Origin of the sequence: Pedobacter sp. Leaf250 (genome assembly GCF_920984735.1) — a bacterium.
In the GTDB taxonomy this organism is placed as follows: Bacteria; Bacteroidota; Bacteroidia; order Sphingobacteriales; family Sphingobacteriaceae; genus Pedobacter.
This window is the reverse complement of record NZ_CAKLBU010000027.1, coordinates 1-14,637: the sequence shown is the minus strand read 5'-3', so window position 1 is coordinate 14,637 and position 14,637 is coordinate 1. Positions and strand designations below refer to the sequence as shown.

The 14,637-nt window shown below is 35.5% G+C and carries 14 protein-coding genes; 7 read left to right on the top strand and 7 right to left on the bottom strand.

Annotated features, from left to right (window positions below):
* Positions 1–200 precede the first annotated feature (200 nt).
* The 4 genes from LUA91_RS18725 (at position 201) to LUA91_RS18710 (ending at position 6,169) form a co-directional block, all read left to right on the top strand.
* Positions 201–881, top strand: a complete 681-nt coding sequence (locus LUA91_RS18725) for a hypothetical protein (RefSeq protein WP_231427636.1) — start codon at positions 201–203, stop codon at positions 879–881.
* Position 882: 1 nt separating this feature from the next.
* On the top strand, positions 883–2,967 hold the full coding sequence (locus LUA91_RS18720; protein WP_231427635.1) for a hypothetical protein: 2,085 nt from the start codon (positions 883–885) through the stop codon (positions 2,965–2,967).
* Positions 2,968–3,123: 156 nt separating this feature from the next.
* Entirely contained in the window at positions 3,124–4,470 is a 1,347-nt protein-coding gene (locus LUA91_RS18715; RefSeq protein ID WP_231427634.1) for a DUF4836 family protein, read from the top strand.
* 88 nt (positions 4,471–4,558) lie between these two features.
* A complete protein-coding gene (locus LUA91_RS18710; RefSeq protein ID WP_231427633.1) occupies positions 4,559–6,169 on the top strand; it encodes a Na+/H+ antiporter in 1,611 nt (536 codons plus the stop codon).
* Positions 6,170–6,630: 461 nt separating this feature from the next.
* On the opposite strand, the gene LUA91_RS18705 is transcribed toward LUA91_RS18710, so the two are convergent.
* The 4 genes from LUA91_RS18705 to LUA91_RS18690 all read right to left on the bottom strand — a co-directional run bounded on the left by LUA91_RS18705 (position 6,631) and on the right by LUA91_RS18690 (position 9,936).
* A complete protein-coding gene (locus LUA91_RS18705; protein ID WP_231427632.1) occupies positions 6,631–8,052 on the bottom strand; it encodes a Glu/Leu/Phe/Val dehydrogenase in 1,422 nt (473 codons plus the stop codon).
* Positions 8,053–8,185: 133 nt separating this feature from the next.
* A complete protein-coding gene (locus LUA91_RS18700; RefSeq protein WP_231427631.1) occupies positions 8,186–8,404 on the bottom strand; it encodes a CcmD family protein in 219 nt (72 codons plus the stop codon).
* Between the two features lie 134 nt (positions 8,405–8,538).
* Complete coding sequence (gene ccsA / locus LUA91_RS18695; RefSeq protein ID WP_231427630.1) at positions 8,539–9,201, bottom strand: cytochrome c biogenesis protein CcsA; 663 nt, start codon at positions 9,199–9,201, stop codon at positions 8,539–8,541.
* A gap of 69 nt (positions 9,202–9,270) precedes the next feature.
* Positions 9,271–9,936 (bottom strand): heme exporter protein CcmB, encoded by a 666-nt coding sequence (locus LUA91_RS18690; protein ID WP_231427629.1) that lies wholly within the window; start codon positions 9,934–9,936, stop codon positions 9,271–9,273.
* Between the two features lie 202 nt (positions 9,937–10,138).
* Here LUA91_RS18690 and LUA91_RS18685 point away from each other — a divergent pair, with 202 nt between their 5' ends.
* From LUA91_RS18685 to LUA91_RS18675, 3 genes are all read left to right on the top strand, one after another.
* The gene (locus LUA91_RS18685) at positions 10,139–10,618 is read left to right on the top strand and encodes a methylated-DNA--[protein]-cysteine S-methyltransferase (RefSeq protein ID WP_231427628.1); all 480 of its coding nucleotides are present in this window, start codon (positions 10,139–10,141) and stop codon (positions 10,616–10,618) included.
* A 1-nt stretch (position 10,619) separates the two neighbouring features.
* A complete protein-coding gene (locus tag LUA91_RS18680; RefSeq protein WP_231427627.1) occupies positions 10,620–11,009 on the top strand; it encodes a hypothetical protein in 390 nt (129 codons plus the stop codon).
* A gap of 207 nt (positions 11,010–11,216) precedes the next feature.
* Complete coding sequence (locus LUA91_RS18675; RefSeq protein ID WP_231427626.1) at positions 11,217–11,720, top strand: lipocalin family protein; 504 nt, start codon at positions 11,217–11,219, stop codon at positions 11,718–11,720.
* Here the strand turns inward: LUA91_RS18675 and LUA91_RS18670 are convergent.
* From LUA91_RS18670 to LUA91_RS18660, 3 genes are all read right to left on the bottom strand, one after another.
* Positions 11,710–12,123 (bottom strand): hypothetical protein, encoded by a 414-nt coding sequence (locus LUA91_RS18670; RefSeq protein WP_231427625.1) that lies wholly within the window; start codon positions 12,121–12,123, stop codon positions 11,710–11,712. The genes LUA91_RS18675 and LUA91_RS18670 overlap by 11 nt on opposite strands.
* Positions 12,124–12,252: 129 nt before the next feature.
* On the bottom strand, positions 12,253–12,588 hold the full coding sequence (gldC, locus tag LUA91_RS18665) for a gliding motility protein GldC (RefSeq protein WP_231427624.1): 336 nt from the start codon (positions 12,586–12,588) through the stop codon (positions 12,253–12,255).
* A 385-nt stretch (positions 12,589–12,973) separates the two neighbouring features.
* Positions 12,974–14,320 (bottom strand): DEAD/DEAH box helicase, encoded by a 1,347-nt coding sequence (locus LUA91_RS18660; RefSeq protein ID WP_231427623.1) that lies wholly within the window; start codon positions 14,318–14,320, stop codon positions 12,974–12,976.
* Positions 14,321–14,637 lie beyond the last annotated feature (317 nt).

Below are 14,637 nucleotides of genomic sequence, written 5' to 3'. Positions count from 1 at the left end.
ATTCTGCCGTTATGGCCTATTTAGTTGGTGATACAAAAGCCTTTCATCTATTGAAAAATTAGCTTTTGCCGCTGTTGGATTTTTAACATGGATTACCCCACGGAAAATTAAAACTTCTTAAAAATTCCGCCTTTATTGATTAAGTTTGAGGCATCAGATCATTCCCCAAATACATTCCGTTATACCATAAAAAAATTAATATGAAACTTAAGCAGTTTTACATTTTAGCTGTGTTTGTATGTTTAATACCTCTATTAAGCTCATGTTTTCAAGTAATAGAAGAAATCACCCTGCGAAACGATGGTACGGGAGATGTATTGCTAACGATTAATTTAAGTCAGAGCAAAACCAAAGTAGCCTCTATAATGCTATTGGATAGTGTTCAAGGATATAAAGTTCCAAGCAAACAAAAAATCCAGCAAGAGTTGAATGATGCAGTTGCTTATTTACGCAAAACAGAAGGTATATCAAATGTTAAAAGCACTAGCGACTTTAATAATTTCATCGCAACAATTAGTTTTACCTTTAAGGATGTAGCCAATATAAATAATATCACAAAAAACATATTGGCCAAGCAAAAAATTAAGGCAACCAATACCTCGAGCTACAGTTACAATAAAACCACTAAAGTTTTTTCAAGAAAATATCAGCCGGTTGCTACAGCAAAAACAGAATTTAATAAACTGAAAAGCCAGGATAAAGCAGTTTTTAACGGTGCAAACTATACCAGCATATATCGTTTTGAATTCACTGTAACAAGTACCAGTAATCCAGCATCAAACCTATCAAAATCAAAAAAAGCCGTGATGCTTAAAAGTAGCGTAATGGATTTAATCAATGGAAAAATTAATGTTTCCAATCAAATACAACTATCTAAATAAAATGAAAAAAATTCTAATTGCAATCTCACTCCTACTTCTTACCAAATTAAATTACGCTCAAGATTTAGTTAAGAAGATTCCGGCAAATGCCTTCACCGTTGCTACTATAAAAGGCGACAATGTTTTCAAACTGATGTTTGTAAAAGATTTTAACGAATCTTTTTTAGGCAAAAAATTACTCACTGAAACCTCCAAATCACTCGATCAGAACTTAACCTCAATTGAAGATTTCGGGATTAATCTGGAGAAAAACATGTATTACTTTAATCAATTGAGTGATAGTATTAGTTACAACTGTTTTCTAATCCCTTTAAAAGATGTTAAAAAATTTGAAAGCCTGATAAATGAAAAGGATAAGAAAATCTACATAAATGGCGATGTGAGAACAATGGTTTTGCCAGATAGCACAAGTATCATCAAGTGGAATAACAATATGATGTATTTTGTTACGGGAAGTATTAGAGGCAGTTTTTTTGCCGATTCTGCAAATTCTGCCCGATACGGGATTAAGGAAATCAGGTATCAAAATAATTATGATGTATCGGTAGCAGATAGTGCAGTCGCAATGGTTGATTCGACATATACCACTACTCCACAAAATCAAGTTCTTGATATTGTTATCGCCCCGCCGCCACCAGTAGCTAAGGGATGGACAGTTGATCCTCCGACGAATAAGCAAACCGTTAAAAAAAGCAAAAATATTTCAACACCAAAATCATCCAAGAAAAAGTCAGCGAAAAAGAAATCCTCAAAGAAAAAAGTTGCATCAAAAGCTAAAAAAGTAGAAGAATTTGAAGAATATAAGGTTTTGGATGTTCCCGTGGCGCAAGAAGGATATACAAGCGATAGTACCGCAATAATGACCCAAACCGGAAATCCTGATGAACAATACGACGAATACCAAAAAGAAAGAGCCGAGCAAGATGCCAAGAAAAAGCAATTGGCCTTTGTGTGGATGAGCGCACAAGCTGATCAGATTTTCACTTCCAATTATGAATCTATAGAAGCCAATAAATCATATTCCGCAAGTTTGGACAATAAAGCTATCGCAGAACTTTGGGTTTCTAGCTTGCAGGATGCATATAGTTCTATTGCTCCAGAATTTGGCACCTACGGCAAATCGGGCTTAATGAAAGGCTACGGCAGTTTAAGCGCAAAACTTTTTATGGATGATAAAAGCTTCCGTATTTCTACAGGTTTGGAATTGGCTAAGGAACAAGCTGATGCTTACAAAAAAATCATGAACAGAAAGTTAAATAAAAAGTTCCTGAAATATATTAATAGCGGAAAAGCGATTGGTTTTATGGGTTACTCCATTGACACAAAAGCGTATTTAGAAGAATTTCCTAAACTGTTGAAACAGACTTATGGCTCATTTTTAGGAAAAAATATGGACGAAGAAATTGAACTGGGAACCGATTTGTTTTCACTTTTGTTAGATGAGGAAGCTGTAAGCAAAGTAATAAAAGGTGATGCTTTGTTCGTAATTAACGGATTAAATACCAGAGATGTTACCTACACTACTTACGATTATGATGATGACTACAATCGCAAGGAAGTTACCAAAACCAAAAAAGAAACGCTACCTGATTTCTTGTTCATGTTTTCATCAGAAGATAACCGACTGATGAATAAATTGATTAAATACGGAATGAACAAAAATTATGTTACCGTAAACAATAACATTTATAAAATCGAAGAGAAGAAAAGTCCGATTGACATTTACTTTATGATCAAAGATGGAATGGTTTTCTTTGGCAATTCATTAACAGAAATGCAAAGCATAAGCAACAACACTTTTGCTCCTACAATAAGCAAATCACATAAAACACTTTTGGCAAAAAACAATTTCAGTTTCTTATTCAACGCGAAAAACCTGGTTGGAAAAGTACCAACTGAAGAAATTGGTGGTGAAGAAACTGCAAAGAAATTTAACGAAACCTTGGGCAAAATGGGGAATATTTATATGAAATCGAACCCGATAAAAGGCAATGTAGTTTCAGCCGATATTAGTGCAGAAATTCCAAACGGACATGAAAATGCCTTAAAATATTTATTCACTTTGATTGAAAATGCATCGAAATAATTATTTGGGCATTTTTAGTTTTATTGAGAGTTTTTTAGCGATAGTCATCGGATGAATATCAGCATGATGCAAATATTCATCCGAAGACTGACTTAATAAATTAAAAAATTGAGCTGCGAACAAATTAATCTATTTATAAATGATTAGCCTGATTTGATGAAGAAATTTTTGAAAATAACAGCAGTGCTTATTCTATCGCTGCTTATTTTTTTTGTTGGCACATTTAAATATAGGCAGTATAAAGCCAATCAAATATCGATACCTAAAAATGCAACTTCTTTAATAAAAATCAGCATTGATGAGATTTACAAAAGTTTGGCAAAAAATATGATTGCTAACCCAGGATATTATTTTAAGTCAGATTTAAAAAAGGATACCACTTCAAAATTAAAGGATTTTGATCACGGTTTAAGCATTTCTGCTGCCATTTATCTTTACTCAATTGATAATCAACCTAACACTGCGCTATTTACTAAATTGGAAATCGATGACGTTAAGAAGTTTGAAAATTTTTTAAAGAACGTTCTTCAATTCAACATAGTTAAGCAAAAGGATGGAATAAATTTAGCTAAATCCAAATTGGGCAATGTTGCTCTTTTGTATAATAAGGATTATGCAGCAGTTGCAATATCAGGTATGGCTGCAAATTTTAATTCAACATTGAATGATATATTAGATCAAAAAAATAACACATCAATTAGCGACAGTCAATTTAGCAACTTAACAAAATCGACACAGCATATCGCATTCAGCAATTGCTCAAATGAAGCTTACATCAATTTTGAAAGTGGAACTGTTAAATTCGATTATACGTTTCTTTCTAAGGCCATAATTCCTTCTAAAAAACCTTCACATAAAAAATTTGATAATGCAAGCACCATTAGCTTTTGGATGAATGCAGATTTAAAGGCTTTGCACAGTAATCCTCTTAAAATCAAAAATACCCAATTACATCAGGATAGTGTGTTGAAATATTACAGGGGTTACTTAGATTTTGAATGGCTAAATACCTTAAATCAAACCGATTCAATCATTACTTACGAATACAATGATGATTTTGAAAAGGTTGAAAAAGTGACTTTACAAAAAATCAATATTCCGAATATTACAGTCGGGATTGATGCTGATGCTAAAGGTTTACAAAACTACTTGGATCAAAAGGATGTGATTAATCTGAATAGTGGCACCATCAATAAATCGTTTTTTCCTTTGTATAAAGTTTATGTATCTAAAATGAACAAACAATTTCTATTGAGTACTGGTAAAAACCCCAAAACCAAAAGTGCCATGATTCAAAGCGATGATTTTTTAGGCTTGAATATTAATTTCCTTAAATTAAGGCGGGAAGCTAATTTTCCATTGATCACCAGATACTTTCAAAATTTACAAAAACTAGAAATTAAAGGTAAAGCAATAAGCAATAGAAAAGTGAACATTACTGGCGATCTAAGCTTCAAGAATGATAAAATTAATTCACTCTACCAGATTTTAAAAATGCTGTGAAGTATATGCAAGTTGTTTATACATCAAAATAGTTTCCTATTTTTAATCCAAAATTTCCTTCATATAAATTACTGAATCTTCTTTCAAAATGCTGCATGACAATCTAATCTTAATTCTCATATTATTGCTTGGTGTAACTTTATTGGTTATGGTTGGGCAAAAATTAAAAATCTCCTATCCTATTTTTCTTGTTTTAGCAGGCTTGATTATTGGCTTTATCCCCGGTATTCCACATGTGAAAATAGATCCGAACATAGTTTTTCTTCTTTTCTTACCTCCGTTGTTATACGAAGCTGCCTGGTTTACTTCGTGGAAGGATTTTTGGGAATATAAAGGCGCTATTTTTCTAATGGCTGTTGGTTTAGTCATCATTACTTCGGTTGCGGTAGCCTATGCATCAGTTGCTTTTATTCCTGGTTTTACCTTAGCATTGGGCTTTTTATTGGGCGGAATTGTTTCACCACCAGATGCCGTTGCCGCGGCGGCAGTGCTTAAAGGATTAAAAATCCCAAAAATGGTCAGTTCTCTTTTAGAAGGAGAAAGCTTAGTGAATGATGCATCCAGTTTAATTGTTTTCAAATTTGCCTTGGCCACTGTTGCCACCGGAACATTCGTAATGCATGAGGCAGCCATCGATTTTGTTTCTGTTGCTGGCTGTGGTATTTTGGTTGGTTTGGCTATTGGTGGAATATTTTATGCAATACACCGTTGGCTGCCCACTACTGAAAATATAGATACAGTACTGACGCTAATAACACCGTATTTTATGTATATCGTTGCCGAGCATTTTGAAGGTTCTGGTGTAATGGCTGTAGTTTCGGGTGGATTGTTGCTTTCCAGTCAATCACACGTTATCCTAACTTCAAGCTCAAGAATTAAAACAGTTTCTGTTTGGTCTGCACTGATATTTCTGCTCAACGGAGTTGTTTTTATTTTAATTGGTTTAGCCTTACCAGATATTGTTGCAGGTTTAGGTCCTGATTACCCAATTGGAACTGCGATTGGTTACGGTGTTGGCATAAGCGTTTTGGCCTTAGTAGTCCGTTTTATTTGGTTATTTTCAACTGCAAGAATAACGAGTTTATTTAACAAAAAATCAAGAGTGCGTTATCAAGATATGACTTGGCATTCATCCTTGGTAATTGTATACGCAGGTATGCGGGGTGTTGTTTCTCTGGCGGCTGCATTATCAATTCCGGTAATGATATCCGAGCAGATTCCTTTTCCATTACGTAATTTAATATTGTTCATCACCTTCGTGGTTATTTTTGTAACCTTGGTGGTTCAGGGATTAACATTGCCCTTATTTATTAAATGGTTAAACATTCCAGAACCAAAACATAAATTGTCTGAGCAGGAACAAACCAGTCAGATTAAATTAAAACTAATTGATCTTTCTCTGGATAAACTGAAAGCAGATTACCAATACCAATGTACCCACAACGAATTAATGGTTAATTTAAAGGCCGAACTACAACATTCTTTAATAGAAAAAAAGGATACACTTAAAGCTTTCAAAAATGGTGAAATAGACAAAGTTGATTTGAAGGCTTATCATGAAATTATGCTCGCTTTAATTCAGGTTCAACGGGATGAATTGCATCATTTAAAGAGCAATAAGAATTATGATGATGATATTATCAGGAAAGAAGAGTGGCGATTGGATTTGGAGGAATTGAGTATTTCTTCGCAAGATTAAGGTGATTAATTTTAATCGCAGATGTACGTGTTGCCGCTTGTGTGTTAGTATTTCAAGATTTACATTATTGATAACATTCTGAGGGGGTCGTCATTGCGAGAAACTATTTTTCATAGTTTCGTGGCAATCTAATTGAGGTGAATAGTATCTAAATGAGATTGCTTTCCCGAAATAGTCGGGATAAACTGTGCTTCGCAATGACGACCGCCTATACTAGATTTGCTAAACTGACCGTTGATCTTAAACCCGATTGATGTGGAAATACTTTTGATGCAGGTCTTCGACAAGCTTAGACTGACATTAACAAAAGATTGGAACGAAAGCGGGGCCAACCCTAACCTACAAAACATAGAACCCTACGTTTTCAAAATAAAAAAGCGCTGTAGATAATTCTACAACGCTTTCGAATGAGATTGCCACATCTCGAAGAAAAATCGAGATTCGCAATGACGGCAATTAGGCTATGGCCAAACGCCTAAGTTCATGTATGAAACGGCAATTTTATCAATTGAATTTACAAAAGCTGCAGTTCTTAACGTTTTTGTGTCTGGTTTAACCATTCTGGTTTCACGAATTTCATGATAAGAATGAATCATTGTATCTTCTAAACCAGAGTTTACCAATTCAATTTCAGAAGCGCCTTTAACAATCATTAAACGGTGTTCTGGAAGGATGGTTTTGCCCGTTAAGTTTTCTAAAGTAGCAATCAAATTGGCATTTGAATTAGCTGCATAACGGTTTTCCATACGGCCGAATGCTACGTGAGATAGGTTTTTTAACCACTCGAAATAAGATACCGTAACACCACCGGCGTTGCAATACATATCTGGAATGATGATACCGCCCATTTCAGTAAAGATTGCTTCAGCTTCTGGAGTTGTTGGTCCGTTTGCACCTTCAGCAATAATTCTTGCTTTAATATTGCGAATGTTAAGTTCTGTAAACTGATTTTCTAACGCTGCAGGAACGAGAATATCGCAATCTTGCTCTAAACCTTCCATCGAGTTTTTAAAATCTGTAGCGCCCGGGAAGCCTAAAATTGATCCGGTATTTTTACGGTGTGCAAAAACCTCATCAACGTTTAAGCCATTGGGATTGTAGATTGCACCTTCATACTCACACAAACCAACAATTGTAGCGCCAAATTCTGCTAAGAATTTTGCCGAATGGTAACCCACGTTACCTAAACCCTGAACAATCACTCTTTTATCGCCTAAACCAGCTTTGAAACCAATTTTAGCCATATCTTCAGCAACATCTACACATTCGCGAACCGCATAAGCCACGCCGCGGCCAGTAGCTTCTTTTCTTCCACGAATACCATGCAAGGCAATTGGCTTACCAGTAACACAACCTAAAGCATCCAACTGACCAGGATTCATAGTCATGTAAGTATCTGCAATCCAGCTCATTTCGCGTTCACCCGATCCATAATCTGGAGCAGGAACATCGATACCAGGACCAATAAAGTTTTTCTTGATAAGTTCTGTAGTATAACGACGGGTAATGGTTTCTAACTCGGCTACGCTATACTGTTTGGTGTTAATTTTGATACCACCTTTTGCACCGCCGAAAGGAACGTTTACGATGGCACATTTGTATGTCATTAGGGCTGCAAGTGCCATCACTTCATCTTCATTTACCATTTCGCTATAGCGAATACCACCTTTTGTAGGGCTCATGTGATGCGAGTGTTCTACACGCCAAGCATCGATTACTTCGAAACCATTTCCACGACGAATTGGGAACTGGAAACGATACACACTATTACACGCTTTAATCTGGTTCAATAAACCTTCCGGATGATTGGTGAATTGAGCCGCACTGTCAAAGTTCTTGCATACATCTGCAAAAAACTTGTTCTCGTCTGCTAGATTAGCCATTATTTCTTTTTTATGAATTAAGTATGCCGCAAAATTGCCTAAAAAAACCGCATATATCCAAATGAAAAAAGACTTAGTGTATAGCCAACACCAATCCTAATTGCAGAGAAAAACAGGTTTAAACCGTTTAAAGTTAGTTTTTAGGTAGGTTTTCTTTTTCGATTTTTTTTAATCTTTTATCGATTGAGAAAAGGTAAGCCAATAAACCAAGCAAAATAATGACTATACAAGCCACAACAACGTAAATTTTACCGTCGCTACGCAGCTTATCTGCCATTTCTACACCTTTATCTTGAGCGAATAATTGTATGGTTGTCAGCATAAATAATAATGAGAAGAATATCTTTTTCATTTTGATTCTGTTGTGTGTTGAAATGTTTAAATGTTGAAAGGTTATTATCAAGGTTGTAATGTTGAAAAGCAAACGAATAATGATTGTAAGACTAACCTTTTCTCCTTGATCCTTGATCCTTGATCCTCAATCGTCTAATTGTGTTGTTGTTTGTTTTCTAAAGAACGTAATCTGAAACGGATGGTGTAAACCCAGTAACCGATTAATATCCAACCTAAACATGCAGGGTAAAATACCATGCGCATGCGGCTATCTAAATCGTAGCTATTAAAACCAGGGTTACCGCCATTGCCAGGATGCAGCGAATCTTTTAAACGTGGTAAAACAAAGAGTAAAACTACCATCATCGGGAAAGCGAAAATATTGTAAATGGCCGAAATTTTTGCTCTTTTCTGTTCCTCATCTATCGCATTGCGAAGAATTAAATAAGCAAAGTAGAGCAGAACAGAAATGGCTGCAAAATTTTGTTTAGGGTCGAAACTCCAGAATTGTCCCCAAGTATATTTTGCCCAAATGGCTCCTGTTACTAAGCCCAACAAACCAAAAATGATCCCTGCATTTACACTTTCAACGGCTTTGATATCATCAATTTCACTCATAGAACTTAGCGATTTGATGCTATAAAAAACAGAAATCGAGAACAGCACAATCATGGCAAACCACATTGGAACGTGGAAATATAAATTCCTGATTGATTCATTTAAAATAGGCAAACGAGGCACACCAAGCAACAAGCCTGCAATTGCAGTATAAATTACCAGCACTGAACCTAAAATTTTCCACCAAGTTTTATTCATTATTTTCGTTTTTTAGTTATTGGTTGTTTGGTTTTTTTGTTCCATCATCCATTTTACATCTTCCATTTATTAGTCTCTCCAAAGATAAGGAAATAGCAATAATGAGGTTGCAACGGTTAATACATTTACCAGAAACAACATGCCGATTTCGTCGTAACTATTTTCCCATGGCAAGCCATCAACTGCATTTTTGGCTAATTTTATTAAAAGTATAAGCACAGGAATGATGATTGGAAAACTTAAAATCGCCATTAACATTCCGCCGTTTCCCGCTTTGCTGGCAATGGCCGAAACCATGGTAAATACCGTTGAAAAACTAATGCTCCCCATCACTACCGCCACATAATATAAAAGTAAATCGGGTGGAGTGAAACTATCGAAAACCAAAGTATAAAACCCCAATGCAATAGTTGTTAAAACCAGCATTAAAATGGTATTGTAAACTGTTTTGGATATTAAAACCGCAGCAGGACTTGCTAGAATATAACTATAAAGCTGCTGGCCTTTGGTTTCTTGCAAAAAACTTTTAGAAACCCCGTTAATTGATGCAAAAAGCATAATTACCCAAAATAAAGCATTCCAGGTTAACTTATCGCCGAGGCTTACAAATGATAAATAACATGTAAAAATTGTAGAAACTACATATAGCAACACGCCGTTAATGGTATATTTGGAGCGCCACTCTAACAGTACTTCCTTGTGGATTAGATATTTAACCTCTTTGGCCAGTTGCATAACCGCAAAGATACTTTTATTGATAAATATTGCGAGGGTAATTTGTTGTATTGTTGTAATTTTGTTTAAAGCATTAGCCGCAGATTATGTTTCCACGGAAACACGGAATACACAGAAAAATTATATGCGATTTTGCTACTAACTGTATAGATATTAATTCATTATATTCCGTGAACTCTGTGCTTCCGTGGCAAAAACAACTATGAACTACGCATCAGTCATCGAATCACCTATCGGCAAAATAACCGTCTTAGCAGATGATGATTTCGTGTACACCATTACTTTTGCAGAAATAGACATCACTGGATTAACGGACAACGACCTGACCAAAAGCGTGGCTAAACAGCTTGATAATTATTTCAAAGGCGATTTAAAGGCTTTCGACTTCCCGATAAAACAAAAAGGAACCGATTTTCAGCAAGGTGTTTGGCAAAATTTATTAGCCATTCCGTATGGCGACACCATTTCTTACGCCAAGTTTTCGGCACATCAACCGCTGGCTATTCGGGCTATTGCTGCAGCCAATGGTAAAAATAATATTGCTATTGTGGTTCCATGCCATAGGGTAATTGGCAGTAATGGTAAATTGGTTGGCTACGCTGGCGGATTATGGCGAAAGCAATGGTTATTACAACACGAAAGAGAAATTGCCCTAAAAGGACAGACAGAATTAAAATTTTAGCATGAATACAAAACTAGATAAAGCCGATACTCCAAATTATTTAAAAGCCGTTCGTTTGATAAATATCGAAGAGGGAAAATGCGATTTCGAAACGGGAAGAATCCCGATAAGGCAACATATTAATACCAATTATTTTTTTGCTCAAACAGACATTTCGCTGGAACACAGTATCCACCCAGCACCACGCAGGCAATATGTTATTACACTTAAAGGAAAACTGAAGTTTACCGTTAGCAATGGAACAAACTTCATCATTGAACCTGGAATTATCCTAATTGCTGCAGATACCTCTGGTGAAGGACACACTTGGGAAACTTTAGACGGCAACGAATGGGAAAGACTTTATCTACCATTAGAAGATGACGTTGAAGATTATTTTATAGCTGATTAGTTATGTCTCAGCGATTCCTGTTTCAATAAAAGTAGCAGCTCTTAAGGATAATTCCTCAAGTACCTGATCATCCATTAAATAGGAGAATATTAATTGAATTGGCTATTGTTTAAAAGCAGTGGACTGGATTTATTTATTCCTTATTTTATAACAATTTGGAACCATAGATAAAGTGATTGCGTAAGTATAATCAAACTTACTGCTGTTATGAAAACGATTTGCACAATCTTTCTTATCCTTTTAAATTATTTACCAATCGAAAAAAACGCACCCGTGACGAGATTGGATTTAAAAAAATATTCGGGCACCTGGTATTCATTATATTCTATTCCAACTATTTTTGATAAAGGAAGCAGAGAAACTACAACAAAATATACTTTGAACAAAGAGGGATATTATAATGTGTTAACCACGTATAAAAAGCCAAATGATGAGAAGGTGTACTCTAGAAATTCTAAAATGTTCCCTTCGGAAGAAGGAAATAATGGTGAATTACAAGCTCAATTTATCTGGCCTATAAAGGTAGATTATTGGATTATCGAGCTTGCTGAAGATTATTCATATGTAGTTGTTGGTCATCCAGACCATAAATTTTTATTCATCATGAGTCGTAACCAGACAATGCCGAAAAAAACTCATGATGAAATTGTTGCCCGTTGTAAGGCCAAAGGATATGAAGTAGCTAAGCTTACTTCACAGTTTAAAGATTAGTGGTTTGAGCAATAATTTTTTCGCCGCGTTTAGTGCTAAAAACCATAAAAATAACACCCACTAAAAATACAATCCATCCCCATTGGAAATGTACTACCCTACCAATTAGTTTATTCGCGAAACCATATTTTGTATAATTATTTGCTGTAAAATAAACAGCTCCTATAGCTAAAACGTACCATATTGCCATTACAAAACTCATAAAGCGAAATGCGCCTGCCTTTCTAATAAAAAGTATCAGTACTGCAATTGCAATAATCGCATAAGTAATTAAAAACAAACGGGCATCAGATTGATACAGGTTCCAATTACCTTTAATCGGCACCTTCAACATCGGGCAGAAACTTGCAATAACGCAAAGTAAAATGCCCACCCAAGCTCTAAATTTATTTAGTATTAACATTTTTGTTTGGTTTTTAAGTTGGTTAGTTGGTTAGTTGGTTAGTTGGTTAGTTGGTTAGTTGGTTAGAGTAAACAAAAATTGACTAACTTGTTTGGCTATTTTTTTAACTTTTAACTTTTAACTTCTAAACTACTGCCCCTCAACAATGCCCATTTTCTCGGCAAAATGCGCACAGTAATCGCGTAAATCTTCAACTATTAAAGTTTCGTTTGTAGCCTTCAAAAAGCTATCACCCATGGTTTGTAAAGTTTCGTAGAAGAAACGTTTCATTTCATCAACAGGCATATCCTTTGTCCAAAGGTCTATTTTTAGAGTATTTTTGTAATTATGATCCCAAACCGATAAAAACATCGCCTTTGCAGGCACTTTATCAGCACTTTCAGAATCTGTACTTTCCCAAAGGATGTTATCTGGATTATTTGCTTCATCTAGCTCAACCGTCAATTTTATTTCTGCTGTTTTCATACTATGTTTTCACTGATTGTGGAGATACCACTGGTTAAATTTTGAGCAAAGATGCTTTTTTTTTAATTTGATTATACGGTTGAATGGAATACTTAGATTTTTTTACTCTTGCATTACGCTAACTTTTGTATAATGACCATTAGGATCACGGTAATCAAGATAAAGATCGATTCAACAATCCAAATCCGTTTCAAATCCTTTAGTGTGAAACGAAAAATCAAATCGGTAATAAATGTAACAAGAATCAGGCACACAAGAATGAGCAAATAAAAACCGCTCATATCTATATGCCGTGGCGCACTTTCTTTCTGACTTAAAATATTAAAAACTGCTAAACCTAATCCTACAGCTCCAATTATATTTAAAGGCGTAATCCTCAGCTTCATTACTTTTTCTTATCGAATTTTTTACCCTTTTTAAAGCTTTTAATTTCTTTCCCAGCTTTTGCTTTTGCCTTTTCTCTCGCTTTCTTATCAATTGCTGCAGCGTGTTTTTTCTCATGGAAAGCACCTTTAAAATCAGGGTCTTCTTTACGTTTCTGCATATCAATCTCTTTCGCGATATGCTGACGCTCTTCATAAGGCGTTTCATCAATATAAACACCCTCAGGAATTTCTGCCACAGGTATATACTGGCGAATTAATTTTTCAATTTTCCGGATGTAATATTTCTCGGCATCTGTTGCAAAAGTAATGGCGTCGCCTTTAGCGAAAGCCCTACCCGTACGGCCAATTCTGTGTACATAATCTTCAATAATAATCGGCACATCGAAATTAATCACATGGCTTACATCACTTACATCAATTCCCCTACTGGCAACATCAGTAGCCACTAAAACGCGAATATTGCCTTCTTTGAAACTATTTATCGAATTGATTCTTGTGTTTTGTCCTTTATTGGCATGAATTACACGAACATTTTCTGCTCCGTATCTTCGCTCAATAAAACTAAAAATATTATCTGCAACCGTTTTGGTTTTGCAGAAAATGATCAGTCGTGAGAAAGCCTCATCATTCTTCAGCAAATGCTGTAAAAGATTAATTTTAGTCTTAAAATTTGGAACGTAATATAAAGCTTGTGTAACATTGGCTGCTGGGGTAGCCTGTGTTGATGTTTCGATTACCAATGGATTATTCAAAAAATCTCCTGCAATTTTTTGCACTAAATCACTCATCGTTGCCGAAAATAACAGGTTTTGGCGTTTCCGCGGAACGATTTCTAAAATCCGGTGAATGGAGCCAATAAAACCCATATCCATCATTTTATCTGCCTCATCCAGCACCAAAAATTTTAGGCTCTGTGTATTAATATCTCCAGCTAAATATAAATCAAGAAATCTTCCAGGTGTGGCAATTAAAATATCAACACCTTTTGCAATCTGTTCTTTTTGCGTTTTCGGACCAATACCTCCAAAAATTACAAGGGAACGTAAATCTGTGTAAACAGAAAATAACTTCACTTGTTCGGCAATCTGCATCGCCAATTCTCGTGTTGGTGATAAAATCAAAGCCCTCGGATTTTCGCCTTGAGCGTATTTCAATTGCATTAAAATTGGCAAAACAAAAGCCGCGGTTTTCCCTGTTCCTGTCTCGGCAATGCCAAAAATATCTTGTCCTGATAATACTGGAGCAATTGCTTTTTCTTGTATTGGCGTGGCAACGGTGTAACCTGCATCGGCAACTGCATTTAAAATTTGCCTGTTTAACTTAAATTCTTCGAACGATTTTGCCATAGCGCACAAAGATAGTGATTATGGTTGAGGGTTTGAAGGCGTAAGGTAGAAGGTTTAAACTCATTCGTAAATTCAAAGTCCACTTTAGGGAATTTAAGGGTAAAGCAGTGTCAGTAATTCTTTGGTTACGGTAGTCCTGCTATCGTTTCAATCTTTTTGCGATTGTTAGTCTGAGCCTGTGGAAGACCTGCACCAAAAAGTATCCATGTATTAATAAGAGCCTTAGTTCGAGAAGTAGTCAAACTTGCTACAATAAAAAGATAATTTTATACTCAAAACTAAGGCTTATGTCAAATATACGTGAAATTGTAGATTTT